Annotated in this window: 13 protein-coding genes; 3 read left to right on the top strand and 10 right to left on the bottom strand. The window is 63.6% G+C overall.

Annotated elements, in window-relative coordinates; genetic code table 11:
• Positions 1–35: 35 nt before the first annotated feature.
• Positions 36–368: an ISC system 2Fe-2S type ferredoxin gene (gene fdx / locus VPH40_RS02160; RefSeq protein ID WP_328572505.1), complete on the top strand. Its 333-nt coding sequence runs from the start codon at positions 36–38 to the stop codon at positions 366–368.
• Between the two features lie 33 nt (positions 369–401).
• Here the strand turns inward: fdx and VPH40_RS02155 are convergent, their stop codons facing one another.
• On the bottom strand, positions 402–2,450 hold the full coding sequence (locus VPH40_RS02155) for a M13 family metallopeptidase (protein WP_328572504.1): 2,049 nt from the start codon (positions 2,448–2,450) through the stop codon (positions 402–404).
• Positions 2,451–2,691: 241 nt separating this feature from the next.
• Here VPH40_RS02155 and VPH40_RS02150 point away from each other — a divergent pair, with 241 nt between their 5' ends.
• A complete protein-coding gene (locus VPH40_RS02150) occupies positions 2,692–2,928 on the top strand; it encodes a DUF7661 family protein (protein WP_289905587.1) in 237 nt (78 codons plus the stop codon).
• A gap of 4 nt (positions 2,929–2,932) precedes the next feature.
• Here VPH40_RS02150 and VPH40_RS02145 read toward each other — a convergent pair whose 3' ends face one another.
• From VPH40_RS02145 to VPH40_RS02120, 6 genes are all read right to left on the bottom strand, one after another.
• Positions 2,933–3,502 carry a DUF1439 domain-containing protein gene (locus VPH40_RS02145; RefSeq protein WP_289915100.1) on the bottom strand — a complete coding sequence of 190 codons (570 nt, stop codon included), beginning with the start codon at positions 3,500–3,502 and terminating at the stop codon, positions 2,933–2,935.
• Between the two features lie 218 nt (positions 3,503–3,720).
• Entirely contained in the window at positions 3,721–4,632 is a 912-nt protein-coding gene (locus tag VPH40_RS02140; RefSeq protein ID WP_328572503.1) for a hypothetical protein, read from the bottom strand.
• 35 nt (positions 4,633–4,667) lie between these two features.
• The gene (locus tag VPH40_RS02135) at positions 4,668–5,111 is read right to left on the bottom strand and encodes a hemerythrin domain-containing protein (protein ID WP_289898046.1); all 444 of its coding nucleotides are present in this window, start codon (positions 5,109–5,111) and stop codon (positions 4,668–4,670) included.
• A gap of 94 nt (positions 5,112–5,205) precedes the next feature.
• On the bottom strand, positions 5,206–6,561 hold the full coding sequence (prsR, locus tag VPH40_RS02130; RefSeq protein ID WP_305061783.1) for a PEP-CTERM-box response regulator transcription factor: 1,356 nt from the start codon (positions 6,559–6,561) through the stop codon (positions 5,206–5,208).
• A gap of 12 nt (positions 6,562–6,573) precedes the next feature.
• Positions 6,574–8,625 (bottom strand): XrtA/PEP-CTERM system histidine kinase PrsK, encoded by a 2,052-nt coding sequence (gene prsK, locus VPH40_RS02125; protein WP_328572502.1) that lies wholly within the window; start codon positions 8,623–8,625, stop codon positions 6,574–6,576.
• Entirely contained in the window at positions 8,622–10,010 is a 1,389-nt protein-coding gene (locus VPH40_RS02120; RefSeq protein WP_305051842.1) for a TIGR03013 family XrtA/PEP-CTERM system glycosyltransferase, read from the bottom strand. Before VPH40_RS02120 ends, prsK begins: the two co-directional genes overlap by 4 nt.
• A 203-nt stretch (positions 10,011–10,213) precedes the next feature.
• Here VPH40_RS02120 and nadB point away from each other — a divergent pair, with 203 nt between their 5' ends.
• Entirely contained in the window at positions 10,214–11,827 is a 1,614-nt protein-coding gene (gene nadB, locus VPH40_RS02115; protein ID WP_328572501.1) for an L-aspartate oxidase, read from the top strand.
• Positions 11,828–11,866: 39 nt separating this feature from the next.
• Here the strand turns inward: nadB and VPH40_RS02110 are convergent, their stop codons facing one another.
• From VPH40_RS02110 to VPH40_RS02100, 3 genes are read right to left on the bottom strand one after another with little or no spacing between them, the layout of a single operon-like run.
• Entirely contained in the window at positions 11,867–13,231 is a 1,365-nt protein-coding gene (locus VPH40_RS02110) for a toxin-antitoxin system YwqK family antitoxin (protein ID WP_328572500.1), read from the bottom strand.
• Between the two features lie 11 nt (positions 13,232–13,242).
• A complete protein-coding gene (locus VPH40_RS02105; protein ID WP_328572499.1) occupies positions 13,243–14,496 on the bottom strand; it encodes a toxin-antitoxin system YwqK family antitoxin in 1,254 nt (417 codons plus the stop codon).
• Positions 14,481–15,827: a toxin-antitoxin system YwqK family antitoxin gene (locus VPH40_RS02100; RefSeq protein WP_328572498.1), complete on the bottom strand. Its 1,347-nt coding sequence runs from the start codon at positions 15,825–15,827 to the stop codon at positions 14,481–14,483. Before VPH40_RS02100 ends, VPH40_RS02105 begins: the two co-directional genes overlap by 16 nt.
• Positions 15,828–15,832: the final 5 nt, after the last annotated feature.

The raw sequence follows: 15,832 nt of genomic DNA, 5'->3' as shown, positions 1-15,832 counted from the left end.
AGGTGCAAGGTAGCGGTATTCAAGGAGATTATCGTATGCCAACCATCACCGTATTACCCCATCCCGAGCTGACCCCCGAAGGCGCCGTGTTTGACGCGCCGCAAAACATGAGCATTTGCGACGCCTTGCTGCTCAACAAGATCGACATGGAACACGCGTGCGGCCAGGTGGGCGCCTGTTCCACCTGCCACGTGGTCGTGGTGCAGGGTTTCGACTCGCTCAACGAACTTGGCGACAATGAGGAAGACATGCTCGACCAGGCCTGGGGCTTGCAGCCCCACTCGCGCCTGTCTTGCCAGGCGCGCATGGCGCAGGAAGACGTGACGCTTGAACTGCCCAGGTACACGCTCAACCACGCCAAGGAATAATCCCCGGCGCGCTTGCCCGGCTACCCTAGCTGATTACCACATGATCACGCGCTGCTCGGGCGGCAGATACATCGGGTCGCCCGGCTTGATGCCGAACGCTTCGTAAAAGCCGGGCTGATTCTTGACCGTGCCCTTGGCGCGGAATTCGCCCGGCGAATGGGGGTCGCTCTTGATCTGGGCGATGGCCGCTTCCGGACGCAATTTCGCGCGCCATTTCTGCGCAAAGCCGATGTACAGGCGCTGTTCGCCCGTCAAGCCATCGATGACGGGCGACGGCTTGCCGCCGAGCGAACGCTGGTACGCCTTGTAGGTGATCGACAGGCCGGAATTGTCGCCGATGTTTTCGCCCAGGGTGAGCTCGCCATTGATGTGGTAGCCAGGCACGGGGCTGTAGGCGCCGTACTGCTTGACGAGCCCGGCCGCCAGCGCCTTGAAGGCCGCGCGGTCCTCCGCCGTCCACCAGTTGCGCAAGCGGCCCTTGGCGTCGTACTGGCTGCCCGAATCGTCGAAGGCATGGCTGATTTCATGGCCGAAAGTGATGCCGAGCAAGCCGTAATTGACGGCATCTTCCGCTTTCACGTTGAAGAACGGCGGCTGCAAAATGGCGGCCGGGATCGTGATGGCGTTGAGGGCCGGGCTGTAGCTGGCGTTGACGGTTTGCGGCGTCATCGACCATTCGTCGCGGTCCACCGGCTTGCCCAGCTTGGCCAGGTTTTGCTGGCGGCTCCACGTGCGCGCGGCGCGCACGTTGGCGATCAGGTCGTTCGGCTGCGTCTTCATGCTGCCGTAGTCGCGCCAGGTAGCGGGATAGGCGATCTTCGGCTTCAGGGCAGCCAGCTTGAGCTGGGCTTCCTTCTTGGTTTCCGGGCCCATCCAGTCCAGCTGTTCGATGCCATCCTTGAACGAGGCGACGAAATTGTCGAACATGGCCATCACGCGGGGCCGGGTTTCCGGCGGCAAATACATTTCCACGTAGCGCTTGCCGATGGCGTCGCTGATGGCGTTGTCCGTGAAGCGCAGCGCCAGCTGCCACTGCGGTTCGCTTTGCGGCACGCCGCGCAGCACCGTGCCGTCGAAAGCGAAGCGTTCCTTGACGGCGGCGCTGTCCAGGTAGGAGGCATAGCTTTCGATGATGCGCCAGTTCAGGTAGCTCTTCCACGCTTCCAGCGGCACGGCGGCCACGATCTCGGCAAAACCTGTCATGAAGCTGGGCTGGCGCACCACGGCCGAGGCGGCTTTCGGCGCCAGGCCAGCAGCCGTAAAGTAGGCGTTCCAGTCGAAGGCCGGCGCCAGCGCCGCGAATTTGTCGAAATCGACGCGGTTGTACGATTTGACGGGGTCGCGCATCTGCACGCGCGTCCACTGCACGGCCGCCAGGCGCGTTTCGAGGTCGAGGATTTGCGCCGCGTGCGCGCCGGCGGCCTTGTCGCCGCTCATGGCCAGCATGGTTTCGACGTGCTTGAGGTATTTGGCGCGCACGGCTTGCAGCTTGGCGTCGTCATCCTTCAGGTAGTAATCGCGGTCAGGCAAGCCCAGGCCGGACTGGCTGATGTTGACCGTGTAGTGCTCGGGGTCTTGCGCATCGGGCGCCACGTAGGCGGAAAACGGCGTGGCAACGCCATTGCCTTGCAGGTAAGCCAGCAGTGCCGGCAAGTCCTTCTTGTCTTTCACGCCAGCCACGCGGGCCAGCTCGGCGCGCAGCGGCTTGAAGCCGGCCGCATTGCGCGCCTTGTCGTTCATGAAACTCGTGTACAGGTCGGCGATCTTGTGCGCCTCGCTGCCGGGCTTGCCGGGGTTCTTGACGGTGGCATCGATCAGGCCGCGCAACTGGCCCTGCGCGATTTCGCGCAATTCAATGTACGTGCCCCAGACGGATTTGTCGGCCGGGATATCCGTATTGCGGGTCCACACGCCGTTGACGTAGCCGTAGAAGTCGTCCCGCGGGCTGACTGCCGGGTCCAGGGTTTTCAGGTCGATGCCGGAGACGGGTGCGGCGGCGGTAGCGCCTTGCTGGGCGTGCAGCGACGGCGAAGACAAGGCGAACAAGGCGCAGCAGGCGGCGCTGATAAGCGAACGTTTCACGAAGATTCCTTTAATTGTTTTGACTTCATGTTGGGGAACATGCTGTATCCAGGCATGAGAGGTCGGATTATAGTCGGCATGCTTGCGGGGAAACAATGTCGGTTGAACAATTCCGGTGAGCCGATGTTCGCTGCAGCACGCCTCAAGCCCGCGCCGATGATCGGCAAATGTTACCATCTGGCAATAGCCATATCTGTCGCTCACCACCTTTTTTGCCTGGCTCTTGGACTGGAGAAGTTTGATGCAGGAATGCAGATTCAATATTTTCGGCACGCTGATTGCCGTCCGGGGGCAACAAGGAGCATGGCGCGCCTTCTATCTCGGCGCGGAAGGCAAGCGCAGGCCCGCCGATTTCATCATTCCCGACGATATTCAAGGCGATGCGTTATGCGAATACCTGGCGGACCTGTTCCATGAAGAGGCGACGCCGCGCAACAACACGGCCACGCAAATCACCACGCCCGCGTTCCAGGCCTAGCCTTTTATTTCACCGGTTCGAACGTCACCGTCAACCCGTTGCCCGTGGTCCGGATCTGCGTGGGCACGAATTGCACGCCCGCATAGCGCAATTCGTCGGGTTTGAACGTATAAATGGGCGTTTCGTGCATGAGCTGGTCGGCCACCAGGCTGGCCACCTTGGCGAACTGGCGCTGCTGCGACTCGTCCATGCCGTCGATGGTCACCTTGTCCACGCTCGCTTCGCTCAGGTAAACGGCGTTGCGCTGGGCGTCAAGCACGAGGCGGCCCGACATGGCCAGGCTGCCGCGCCAGCTTTGGCGTATGAATGGCGGCAAGACGCTGGCATCCACGCTGAGGGCGACTCTTTCGCGCTCGGGCTGCAGCGACAATTGCGGATGCGTCAGCTTGACGTCCAGCACGGACAGCACCCGTTTATCGATGGGAAAGCGGCGCTCCAGGCCTTGCTGCATCTTGCTCAGCGACACATTCACGTCGCGCGGGCCGATCAGGGTGGAGCACGCGGCCAGCACGCTGCAGGCCAAGGCGGCGATGGCGGCGGTTTTCAGCAAGGGACGAAAGGCGGTCACGTTCATGGATAGTCTCGGTGGAAAGATGGCGCCATATTACACATGCGCCCGCTTTCACGCAAAAACCGGCGCCCACCTTGCAGCGGACGCCGGTTTGCATGTGGGCCTTGTCAGCGTACGAACAGGGCGATCAGGATTACGATGGGCAATGGAATGCCCAGCAACAGCAAGAGGATGGAACGCATGGCAGTCTCCTGGATTGAATTGGTGGATTAATCGGTGAATTAAATGGTCACATGGCGCAGCACGCGCTCATGGTCGCGCTGGCGGCCGCCAAATGTGGCAGCCAGGCTGGCAACGAAAGCGCCCAGCAGCAGGGCGACGAACATCCACAGCGCCGTATGGGCGCTGGCCTTGCGGGCCGCCTCGGCCGCTTGCTGTGCCTGCGCCTTGGCATCGGCGGCAGCCTTGGCGGCGCGGGCGTAGACGGCGTCGACGCGCGCTTCCGCTTCCGCCTGCGTCAAGCCCGTGCGGCTGGCCACGACCTGGCCCAGGTAGGCGCGGTCATCGGCGGCCAGGCTGCCCGTGGACAGGCCGGTGGCGAAGATCTTGCCGATTTCGCCGCGCTGTCCGGTAGCCACGCTGCCCGCTTCGCCCGCCCCGGCCGCCGGAGTGGCGCGCAGCAGCATGTCCGAGTAGTAATCAAGCGGATTGGCACTGCTGCCCTCGCCCGCCTTGGCGCCTGCCGCTGCTGCGCCCGCCCCTACGGCCGGGCCAACTGCCGCCGCCACGCCGCTGCCCGCATCGATGGCGCCGCTCAGCACGGCGCGCGTGCCGCCGGCCAGCACTGCCACGGTGATCAGGGTGGCCACGGCCCAGGCCAGCAAACCGTGCGCCGTATCGCGGAAATGCACTTCATCCGTGTGGATGGAGCTCCATTTCACACGCAGGCGGCCCGCCATGTAGCCGCCGATGCCGGACGCGGCCAGTTGCATGAAGGCCAGCCAGGCGATGGTCGACACGCCGATGGCCGTCGCATTGAACGACCACGGCGACACGGACGACAGGCCCAGGCCCACGCCGAGGATCAGCAGGATGAAGGACAAGGCGGCCGCAGCGGCAGCGCCCGCCAGCACGGCGCCCCAGGAGACGCCCGGATTGTTCAAGTCCGAGACGGACAGTTGTGTAGCTTGCATGAAATTCTCCCTTGGTTGTTGATTGTTTAAGCCGTTCAGGCGGCGACGCCCGTCAGCTGTTCCTTGCGCGCGGCCATTTCCTTGCCCAGCGCGTCCAGGTCGACGGCCGTGTGGCGCACCTTGGGAAACATGTCGCCCTCTTCTTCCTTGACGTGGTGCTCGATCTGTTCGGAAAGCACCTTGACCTTGGCGTCGTACAGGTCGTCGGCAGGGTCCATCGCTTCGATCTGCGCGATGAGTTCCTTGGCGCTCGCGTGCTCGACGACGGCTTCATCCATCAGATCGCCATCGTGGATGGGGCGGCGCACGGCCGGGTAAAAGATTTCTTCTTCCAGCTGCGTGTGCACGGTCAATTCCTGACAGATCTGATCGGCCAGCTTTTTCTTGGTGGCAAATGAGCGGTCGCTCAAGCCTTCATATTGTGCAAACAAAGCCTTCACAGCCTTATGGTCCTGCATCAATAAACTGATCGCGTTCATGGCGCCTCCTCGTTGTGGATGAGGCAAGGATGCGCCACGGCGGCGCCAGCGTATGTGCGACGCCTTACACAATCTTGATTTTTAATACATTCGCCTACTTGATGCCGTGGTGACCCATCAGGTCGTACAGGGTGGGCCGGCTCACGCCCAGCAGCTCGGCCGCCTTGGCGATATTGCCGTCGGCCCGCGCCAGCGCGCGCACCATCACCCTGTATTCGGCCCCTTCGCGGGCCTGGCGCAGGTTCAGCGGCTCGTCCGGGGGCGCCGCCCAGGCGCTGGCGGGCAAGCCCAGGTCGTCGGCGGCGATCTGCGGCCCGTCGCACATGATGACGGCCCGCTTGATGCAGTTTTCCACTTCGCGCACATTGCCGGGCCAGCCATAGCTTTCGATCAGCTGCAGCGCGCCCGCGCTGAAATGCAGGTTGCTGCGGCCCTCGCTGGCGCAGAACTTGTTCTTGAAATGCTGCGCCAGCAAGGTGCAATCGCCGGCCCGCTCGCGCAACGGTGGAATGCGCAAGACGATTTCGCTGAGGCGGTAAAACAAGTCTTCGCGGAAGCGTCCCTGTTCCGCCAGCACTTTCAGGTCCTGGTGCGTGGCGCAGACGATACGCACGTCGACGGCGATCTCGGCGCGCCCGCCCACCCTTTCGATGACCCTCTCTTGCAGGAAGCGCAGCAATTTCGCCTGCAGCGGCATCGGCATGTCGCCGATTTCATCGAGAAAGAAGGTGCCGCCGTGGGCCAGTTCGATCTTGCCCAGGGTTTGCCGCGCCGCGCCCGTGAACGCGCCCCGCTCATAGCCGAACAGCTCGCTTTCCAGCAGGTTTTCCGGGATGGCCGCGCAATTGATGGCAACGAAACGCTGCGCATGGCGGCTCGACAGCGCATGCAGTCCCCGCGCGATCAGCTCCTTGCCGCTGCCCGAATCGCCCAGCAGCATCACGCTGGCCGACGAGGGCGCCACTTTTTCCACGTTGCGGCACAGTTTCAGCATACCGGGATCGCGGCTGACGATGCCGGCCAGGGGAGAATCGGCCTGCGTCTGCAGCATGCGGCGGTTTTCCTGCTGCATCGCGTGCAGGTAAAACGCGCGCGCGATGACCAGGCCCAGCATGTCGGCCTCGAACGGTTTCTGGTGGAAATCGTAGGCGCCCAGCGCGATGGCCTTCAAGGCATGCGCGCGCTCCTGATTGCCCGAGAGGATGATGACTTTCGTGTCCGGCGCCAGCGCGAGGATTTGCTGCAGGGTAGCCAAGCCTTCCGTGGCGCCGTCCGGGTCGGGCGGCAAGCCCAGGTCCATCGTCACCACGGCCGGCTGGTGGCGCCGCACGAGCGCCAGCGCCGCCTCGCGCTCGCCCGCCAGCAAGACGTCGTAACCGTCAAAGCTCCAGTGCAACTGCTTTTGCAGACCGGGATCGTCTTCGATGACCAGCAGTTTCTGTTTGCCCATGGCACTCCTTTGCTATGCCGCATGCAGCGGCAGGATCACGCGAAACGTCGTGCCCACTTGCGGCTCGCTGCGCACTTCCAGGCTGCCGCCCACTTCGCGCAGGTATTCGCGGCTTTCGAACACGCCGATGCCCATGCCCGCCGTCTTGGTCGTGTCGAACGGTGTAAATAGACGTTCGCGGATGAATTGTTCGCTCATGCCCTGCCCCGTATCGTCGAGCTCGACGACGGCCGTATGCTGCACGCGCCGCAAGCGCACGGCCACCTTGCCATCGCTGGCCGTGGCCTCGATGGCGTTCTGGATCAAATGGCCCAGCACCCGCTCCAGCCGTGCGCGGTTGGCCAGCACCGTCAGTTCGCCGTCGACGATTTCCAGGCACGGGGCCGGCGCCAGGCTGGCCTTGGCCGCCACAGCCTGGCGCAGCAAGCCGTCCAGCAGCAGCGGCGCCGGTGCTTCCGGCGCTTCGCCGCGCGCCAGTTTCTGCAGCAGGGTCTTCATTTTCTGCACGGAATGGTCCAAAGTGCCCAGCATGTCTTCCTGGAAGGCGGGATTGGCGCGGTGCTTTTCCGCATTGCTCAGTAGCAGCGACAGCTGGAACACCAAATTCTTGAGATCGTGCACGATGAAGGTGGACATGCGGTTGAACGAATCGAACTGGCGCGCCACCGTCAGGGTGGCGAGCGATTCGCGGTGCGCCAGGTAGCTGGCGGCCTGGCTGCCGGCAATTTTCAGCACGTCGCGGATTTCCCAGTTCAGGCCGATGCGCGTGCGGGGCCGCGCCAGCGCGACAAAGGCGAACAGCTGGCCGTGCAGCATCAAGGGCACCAGCAGCCACACGTCGGGCAGCGCCAGCAGCGCGGGCGGCAACGGCAAGCCGCCGTACTGGTCCGGATTCTGCACCCAGTCGGGCACGTCGATCACCCATTGTCTTGCTTCCAGGAACTGACACAGGGGGCCGGACGCCGGCTCGCTCCACGTGCCCGGCGGCCAGTTCCAGCTGGCGGCCGGCGCGAACCGGTCCTGCTCGCGCAAGATCCACAGCGCGCCGGCGCGGCTTTCCACCAGCTGCGCCATGGCCTGTATCGTGCGTTCGCCCAGGTCCGGCCCGTCTTCGGACAGCGCGCGCGTAAATCGCAGCCACTCCTCGCGGTAATCGAAGATGGCATTGTAAAAATGCTTGTTGATCGTCACCTTCAGCTTGGCGCGCAAGCTGCCGGAAAACAGCACGCCCGCCAGCAGCAAGGCCGCGCCGCCCAGGTAGGCCATTTGCATCAAGGAACCCCAGGTGCCGCCGAAGTAGCGCAAATAGTAGGCGCTGGCCGCCATGGCCAGCAAATAGATGGCCGAGCCCAGCAAGGCGGCCGAGCGATACAGCATCTGGCGCGACACGGACAAGCCCAGCGCCCAGCCCGGATTGCGCGCGGCCGAGATGGCCAGCAGGGGCGCGCACAGGGCGTCGACGATGCCGCGCGCGGCCCAGATGTCGTCGTTGACCGCGCGAAACAGCAAGGCGTCGCTGTACAGATAGAAATCGTAGGCGAACAGGCCACCCACGCCCAGGCACGCAAACTTGATGCCCCAGCGTTTCAAGGGCGGCGTATTGCGGTACCACTGTTCCACCAGCAACATGCCCAGCACGGCCAGCAGCAAACGGCAGACACTGGCGATGAGTCGCGCAGGCAAAGGCAGCGCCAGCCAGGACGAGGCCATGGACAGCAGCCAGGGCGCCAGCGCCGTGAGGGCGATGCCGGACAGCACCAGGCGCAAACGGGGCCGCGCCGGTTCGATCAGCAGCAGCAAGAACACCAGCCAGGCCAGGGTGCGCAGCAGTTCCAGCGCATCGCCGGCCAGCGCCGCGCGCTGCCCCAGCAGCACCAGCACGACCGTACCCGTCGCCCAGCCGCCCGTCGCCAGGCAGGCGACCAGCAAGGCGCGCACGTTTTGCCGCGCGCGCCAGTTGCTGATGAGCAGCAGCGCCAGCACGAAGAAGGCCAGCGACGCCAGGCCGTGGCTGAGGGCCGCCGCATCGGCCGCCGCCAGCCAGTCCGACTGCGCCCGCATCATCGGCTGCCCTTGCCAAACAGCACCACCTGCACCGTGTCGAGCAAGATCAGCAAGTCGAGGAACAGGCTATTGTTTTTCACATAATACAGATCGTATTGCAGTTTTTTGACGGCGTCGTCGACGGAGGCGCCATATTGATAGCGCACCTGCGCCAGGCCCGTGATGCCCGGTTTGATGCTGTGACGAATGTTGTAGTACGGTACCTGCTGCTTCAATTGCTCGACAAAGTAGGCGCGCTCGGGGCGCGGTCCCACGAAACTCATCTCGCCGCGAAACACATTGAGCATCTGCGGCAGCTCGTCGATGCGCAGCTTGCGGATCAGCTTGCCCACGCGCGTGATGCGCGCATCGTTGTCCAGCGCCCAGATGGGCTTGCCATCGCGCTCCGCATCGCAGCGCATGCTGCGAAATTTCAGCACATTGAAGGGCAAGCCGTCGCGTCCCACCCGCTCTTGCTGGTAAAACACGGGGCCGCCGTCTTCCAGGCGGATGCACAAGGCCGTCGCCAGCATCACGGGCAACGCCGCCAGGCAAATGACGCCGCTGGCGGCCAGGTCGAACAGCCGCTTCGAGGCGGCGCGGAAAAAACTCTGGTCGAAGCCGCCGCCATAGATCAGATAGCTCGGTTGCAAGGAATCGATGCGGATCTGGCACGCTTCGCGCTCGAAAAACGTGGCCGCGTCGATCACTTTCACGCCGCCCAGCGCGCATTCCAGTAGTTGCTTGGCAGGAAACGCACCATTGCGCCGGTCGCTGACGGAAACGACGATTTCATGCGCCGCATGACGCTGGGCCATGGCCAGCAGCGACGGTTCCGCCGGCAGCAAGGCCGAGGCCGGCACGCAGCATTGCTCGCCAGCCACATCGATGCAGCCGACGACGGTAAACTGGTGGAAACCGATCTTGCTCGCCGCCAAGTCCATGCATTCGCGCGCCAGCGCCCCGCCGCCCACCAGGATCAGCCGTCCCTCCATCAGCGCCGATTGCGAGGATTTGAACACCACCAGGCGCGCCAGCAGCACGCCGATGGCGCCCAGGCCGAAGATCAGCACGCTGCCGCGCCCGAAATGCAAGGAAGGAATAAAGCGGATCAAGACGCTGAGCACGGCAAAACCCAGCGCGAACGACGGCAGGATGCGCAGCAAGGTGTTGCGGATGTCTTCGCGCGAGCGGTGCTGGTACATGCCCAGCGCGCTCATGCTGAAAACGATGACCAGGGCAAAGATCGAAGACGACAAATACACCTCGCTCGCTCGCACGAGGCGGCTGCCATCCGCCAGCCACAGCAGGGACGTCAAGGTGGCCGACAGCAGCAGGATCAGGATTTCCAGCAACAGCAAGATAAACGCTGTTTTCGAGACGTAATGGCTGAAGATGCGGATCATGGGGCCTCCTGCGGCAAAGGCAACACGCCGCGCTCATGGCGGCCTGCTGCTCTCCTGCCATCATGGCGAACTGTTCCACGAAGACATTGATACGCCACAAGCTACGGCCCCAGCTATCTTTCACTGGCAGAATTTATCTCAACACATTACCGATTGATGTGAAATGGACTATAGTATGCTTCCCCTGAAAAAAGATAAATGTCATGAAATTTGATGTAGCGATTGTCGGCAGTGGCCTGGCGGGTTTATCGGTTGCACTGCATTTAGCTGAGACGCGCACCGTCGCGATCATTTCCAAACGCGCGCTGCTCGATGGCGCCAGCAACTGGGCGCAAGGCGGGATCGCGGCCGTGCTGGACTCGGGCGACAGCCACCAGCAGCACATCGAAGACACCCTGATCGCGGGCGGCGGCCTGTGCGACGAGAGCGCCACGCGCTACATCGTCGAGCACGGCCGCGAAGCCATCGAATGGCTGATCGAGCAAGGCGTGCCGTTTACGCGCGACGCCACGGCCGAACTGGGTTTCCACCTGACCCGCGAAGGCGGCCACAGCCAGCGCCGCATCATCCACGCGGCCGATGCCACCGGGCACGCCGTGCAAGTGACCCTGGAAGAAAAGGTGCGCGCCCACCCGAACATCAGCCTGTTCGAACACCATTGCGCCATCGACCTGATCACCTCAGACAAGCTGGGCATGAAGCCGGCCCAACGCAACGCGCAACCGCATTGCCACGGCCTGTACGTGCAGGATGAGCAAACGGGGAAAGTCCTGACCTTTGCCGCCGAGCACACCGTGCTGGCGACGGGCGGCGCCGGCAAGGTGTATTTATATACCACCAACCCGGACACGGCCAGCGGCGACGGCATCGCCATGGCCTGGCGCGCCGGCTGCCGCGTGTCGAACATGGAATTCATCCAGTTCCACCCCACGTGCCTGTACCACCCGTACGCAAAATCCTTCCTGATCACCGAAGCCATCCGTGGCGAAGGCGGCTTGCTGAAACTGCCGCCCGAAGCGGGCGCGGCGGCTGGCACGCGCTTCATGCTGGCCCACGATGAGCGGGCCGAACTGGCGCCACGCGACGTGGTGGCGCGCGCCATCGACTTCGAGATCAAGAAACGGGGCCTCGATTACGTGCACCTGGACATCAGCCACAAGCCGGCCGACTTCCTCATCGAACACTTCCCCACCATCTATGCGCGCTGCCTGGAACTGGGCATCGACATCACCAAGCAGCCTATCCCCATCGTGCCCGCCGCCCACTACACGTGCGGCGGCGTCGTGACGGATCTGTCCGGCCGCGCCGACTTGCCGGGCCTGTACGCCGTGGGCGAGACGGCGTGCACGGGCTTGCATGGCGCGAACCGCCTCGCGTCGAATTCCTTGCTGGAATGCATCGTCATCGGCCGCGCCTGCGCGCAGGATATCGAAAGCAAGGAAAAGCTGGGCACGCCGTATTTGCCCGACTGGGATGAAAGCCGCGTCACGGATGCGGATGAGGAGGTGGTGATTTCGCACAACTGGGACGAGCTGCGCCGCTTCATGTGGAATTACGTGGGCATCGTGCGCACGACCAAGCGCCTGGAACGGGCCCAGCACCGCATCGCCCTGCTGAAGGAAGAAATCGACGAGTACTACCGCAACTTCCGCATCACCCACGATTTGCTGGAACTGCGCAACCTCGTCGACGTGGCCTCGATGATCGTCAACAGCGCCCTGTCCCGCCGCGAAAGCCGCGGCCTGCACTTCAGCCGCGATTATCCAGAAACGTTACCGAAGGCGATAGCGAGTGTGCTGACGCCGCCGCACCGCTAACCGCGGCTGGAATGCGCGCCGGACAGGTACCGGCGCGCATTATTCTTCCGGCATCTCAAACTCGATCCCATCCTCCGTGTACGACATCTTGGCCGACTCGCCCGTGCATACGCCCTGCGGCTCGTCCGCCACATAGCGGCATTCGCTTTCCACGCTGCCATCTTCCCGCCAGTGCCGGGTCCAACCCTGGCGCTCGCCATCCACGTATTCGATCAGCTGCCTCGGCTTGCCATCGGCATACCAGGAACGCAAGGCGCCCTCCTCGCGGCCGCCCGCGTTCCATAGTTTGTGCACGATCAATACGCCGGTCCGGCTGAAGCGTTGTTCGCTGCGCAACACAAAGTGATCGATGTGCGTGCGCTTGCTGGCGACTTTGCCGTCCGGGTAATATTCGACGCTCTCGCCGACAGGCTTGCCGTCCACGTAGTTGGCAGTGCGCTGCACCTTGCCATCCGGAAAATATCCGGTGCTCGGTCCCGTCATGACGCCGTTGTCATGCTGGCTGCGGCTTTCCACGGCGCCGTCCGGATAGAACCGCAGCAATTCGCCATCCGTCCGGCCCTTGACCTGGGTCGTGCGCATTTTCAGCTTGCCGTCCTCGTCGAACGTTTCCATCACACCATCGGCGCGTGCGCCGTTGCGGTAGGTGCGCGACGCGATCTGCTTGCCATTCTGGTGAAAAGTCTGTTCCTCCCCGTCCTGCACGCCATTGCGCCACGTAATACGCATGGAAACCTTGCCGTCCGGGTAATACAGAGTCTGCACACCCTCCTGCACGCCGCGCCCATCCCGCTCCATCTGCATCTCGACTTGTCCGTGCGGGTAATACATGCTGTAGTTGCCCACCAGCTTGCCGCGCAGGTAATCGGGAGCGTTGACGTGGCCAATCAGCCGCTTCGGTTCGCCTTCGCGCACATGATAGATCGCGACTTGCCAGGTGCCGGGCGTCTTGCCGGGCGGCAGCGGCAGGACCAGCGCATAGCGCGCCTCTTCCATCACCTCGCCGCGCGACAGGCTGTGGTTCAGGTAGAGCCGCGCCTTGCCGTCCGCACAGTGCGCATCGCAGCCACGCAGCATGTGGATGACGGGAATGGCCTCGGCCTTGGTCCGCTCGGGCGCCGGGCAGGCGCGCAGGCGCACGAGCAAGGGATTCCTGTCGCGTATCATGTTGGCCAGCTCGGCCTTCATGACGCCATACTGTTCCTCGTTCAGTCCGACTGACGCTGCATCCATGCGCAGCTGCCTGCCGCCGCAGCCCGTGTCCTCGTCCACGGTCAGCATATCGCCGCCGCCGGGCGCGGCCGTGATCGCCGTGACCACTTGCCGCTGCACGATTTCCGCATGGGCCAGCGCCGGCAACAGCAGCATGGCGCCAAGCAGGCGTTTCAATTCAGTGCGCGCCATGCTTGCTCCTTTCACAATGTTTCCGGAGATGGCTGCGCCACTCCGCATTCGCCCTGGGCCTTGCCAGCCACATACAGACATTCGCTTTTCACGCTGCCATCGTCATGCCATGCGCGGATCGTCCCCTGCAGGCGCTCCTGTGGATCCCACGCTTCTTCAAGGATCAGCACGCCCTGCTCATTGAAACTATGGGCGCTGCGCCGCTTGCCGTCATCGCCGTATGTGAGCTTGCTGGCCAGTTTTCCATTCGGGTGATATTCGAGAGCATCGCCGGTGGCCTTATCATTGACTCGCGTGACCGTGCTGCGTACGCTGCCATCGGGATAGTATTCGGTGCACAGGCCGTTGAGCATGCCATCACCGGCTTGCGCGCGGCTGGCAACCTTGCCATCAGGGAAAAAGGTAATGATTTCACCTTCCAGCTTGCCGTTCCGCAAGGTTTGGCGCGCAACCAGATTGCCTTCCTCGTCGAACGCCTCGAACGGCCCGTCGACCTGCATGCCGTCGCGGTAGGTGAACGCTTCCAAAAGCTTCCCCGTAGCATGAAACGTTTCATGCACGCCCTCTTGCAAGCCGTGACGCCATGCACCGCGTGTTTCCGGGAGACCATCGGGATAGAAGCTGCTGCTCAAGCCATCCTTGCGGCCCTGCGCATCCAGTCCCACCTGCTTTTCGATCTTGCCATCGTCGTAATAGGCGGTATAGCCGCCCACCGGCTTGCCCGACACAAAATCGGCGGCATCGAACTGGGCCGACATGCGCGGTTTCTTCTCATCCACTGCGTGAACAATCTCCACCTGCCACGCACCGGGTAATTTTCCTGGCGGCAAGGGCAACACCAGCATATAAGGTGCCAGCCGTTTTTCTTGCGGGACCAGATGTTCATCCAGGTACAGGCGCGCCTTGCCGTCGGCGCAAGCACCGGGCTGGCAAGCCGACAGCTTGCGCACCAGCGGAAGGGCCGCATCGCCCGTCGCGCCCACCACCGGGCACCGGGCCAATGTGACGAGCATCGGCGTCTTGTCGCGGATACGCCTGGCCAGCGTGGCCCTCAACGCTGCATACGCGTCCCCCTTCGCCAGCTCCCCTTCCTCCATGCGCAGCTGCCTGCCGCCGCAGCCCGTGTCCTCGTCCACGGTCAGGATATCGCCGCCGCCGGGCGCGGCCGTGATCGCCGTGACCACTTGCCGCTGCACGATCTCGGCATGGGCCAGCGCCGGCAACAGCAGCATGGCGCCAAACAAATGTTTCAAAGTGCGCGCCATGCCTGCTCCTTGCGCTGCAGTTCCGGCGCCGGCGGCGCTCCGCCGCAGTCACCCTGGGCCTTGCCGGCCACATACTGGCACTCGCCCTTCAAGCTGCCATCCTCGCGCCAGCTGCGGCTCCAGCCGTCGCGCCGGTCGTTTACGTACTCGATGGCTTGCTCGGGCTTGCCATTTTCATACCACGAGCGCGACGTGCCCTGCTCGCGCAATTGCGCATCCCACCGTCTTTCCAGCACCAGCACGCCCTGGGGACTGTAGCGCCGGACGCTCAGCAGTCCGCCTTCGTCGCCATATTGCTGGCGGGATTGCACCTTGCCGTCGGGATAGAACTCCAGCGCTTCCCCGACCGGCAAATCGTTGACCTGCGTCATGGTGGCGCGCACGGCGCCATCGGGATAGTATTCCGCGCTGCGGCCATTGAACTTGCCCTTGCTCACTTGCGTGCGGCCGGCTACTTTTCCATCCGGGAAATACGAGAGCAGTTCGCCTTCCATGCGGCCATCGCGCAGCACGTAACTGGTGCTCAGCTTGCCATTCGCGTCAAACGTCTGCACGGGGCCGTCCACGCGCTGTCCCTTGCGGTACACGCTGGCCTCGCGCAGCTGGCCCGTGGCGTGATATTGCTGGTGCGTGCCTTCCGGCAAGCCATGGCGCCAGTTGCCACGCGATTCCAGGCTGCCATCTGTGCGATACAGGCTGGTGACGCCATCCTGCCGTCCCTGCCCATCCTGCGCCACCTGTTTCTCGATTTTTCCATCAGGGTAATACGTGACATAGCCGCCCACCAGCTCGCCCTGCGCATAGTCGGCGCGGTTGACCTGGCCCGACAGGCGCAGCTTGCCGCCCGCCACGCTGACAATCTCCACCTTCCACGTGCCCGGCAGCTTGCCTTTCGGCAAGGGCAACAGCAGCACGTTGGGCGCGTTTTCCTGCTCGACGGGGTAGAAACGCTCATGCAGGTACAGTCGCGCCCGGCCATCGGCGCAGGCGGCTGGCGTGCAGGCGGCGATCTGGCGCACGATGGGCACGCTCGCATCCTCCGGGCATTTTTTCACCGTGACGAGCATGGGCGTCCTGGCACGCATGCGTTCAGCAAGCTGGACTTTCAGCGCCTCGTACGGCGCCTCGTCGAGGTTCACCGAGCGCGCATCCATGCGTATCTGCTTGCCGCCGCAGGCCGTCGTGCCGGCAATCGTGAACACATCGCCGCCTTCGCTATCCGGCTCGCTGGCCATCGCCGTCACCACCAGGCGCTGCACGATTTCCGCCTGAGCCGTGGCTGAATACAGCAAGGAAGCGCCCAGCACGGCGCATATCGTCTTGATTTTCATGGTAT

Source organism: Janthinobacterium sp. P210005 (assembly GCF_036231865.1).
Classification (GTDB): domain Bacteria; phylum Pseudomonadota; class Gammaproteobacteria; order Burkholderiales; family Burkholderiaceae_D; genus Janthinobacterium; species Janthinobacterium kumbetense.
Note: the sequence above shows the minus strand (reverse complement) of the source record. Positions and strands in the feature narration are given on the sequence as shown.

Bases quoted from the DNA above. Each gene is read 5' to 3' on its own strand.
- fdx (WP_328572505.1), top strand. From the start codon at position 36: ATGCCAACCATCACCGTATTACCCCATCCCGAGCTGACCCCCGAAGGC.
- VPH40_RS02150 (WP_289905587.1), top strand. From the start codon at position 2,692: ATGCAGGAATGCAGATTCAATATTTTCGGCACGCTGATTGCCGTCCGG.
- VPH40_RS02145 (WP_289915100.1), bottom strand. From the start codon at position 3,502: ATGAACGTGACCGCCTTTCGTCCCTTGCTGAAAACCGCCGCCATCGCC.
- VPH40_RS02140 (WP_328572503.1), bottom strand. From the start codon at position 4,632: ATGCAAGCTACACAACTGTCCGTCTCGGACTTGAACAATCCGGGCGTC.
- VPH40_RS02135 (WP_289898046.1), bottom strand. From the start codon at position 5,111: ATGAACGCGATCAGTTTATTGATGCAGGACCATAAGGCTGTGAAGGCT.
- prsR (WP_305061783.1), bottom strand. From the start codon at position 6,561: ATGGGCAAACAGAAACTGCTGGTCATCGAAGACGATCCCGGTCTGCAA.
- prsK (WP_328572502.1), bottom strand. From the start codon at position 8,625: ATGATGCGGGCGCAGTCGGACTGGCTGGCGGCGGCCGATGCGGCGGCC.
- VPH40_RS02120 (WP_305051842.1), bottom strand. From the start codon at position 10,010: ATGATCCGCATCTTCAGCCATTACGTCTCGAAAACAGCGTTTATCTTG.
- nadB (WP_328572501.1), top strand. From the start codon at position 10,214: ATGAAATTTGATGTAGCGATTGTCGGCAGTGGCCTGGCGGGTTTATCG.
- VPH40_RS02110 (WP_328572500.1), bottom strand. From the start codon at position 13,231: ATGGCGCGCACTGAATTGAAACGCCTGCTTGGCGCCATGCTGCTGTTG.
- VPH40_RS02105 (WP_328572499.1), bottom strand. From the start codon at position 14,496: ATGGCGCGCACTTTGAAACATTTGTTTGGCGCCATGCTGCTGTTGCCG.
- VPH40_RS02100 (WP_328572498.1), bottom strand. From the start codon at position 15,827: ATGAAAATCAAGACGATATGCGCCGTGCTGGGCGCTTCCTTGCTGTAT.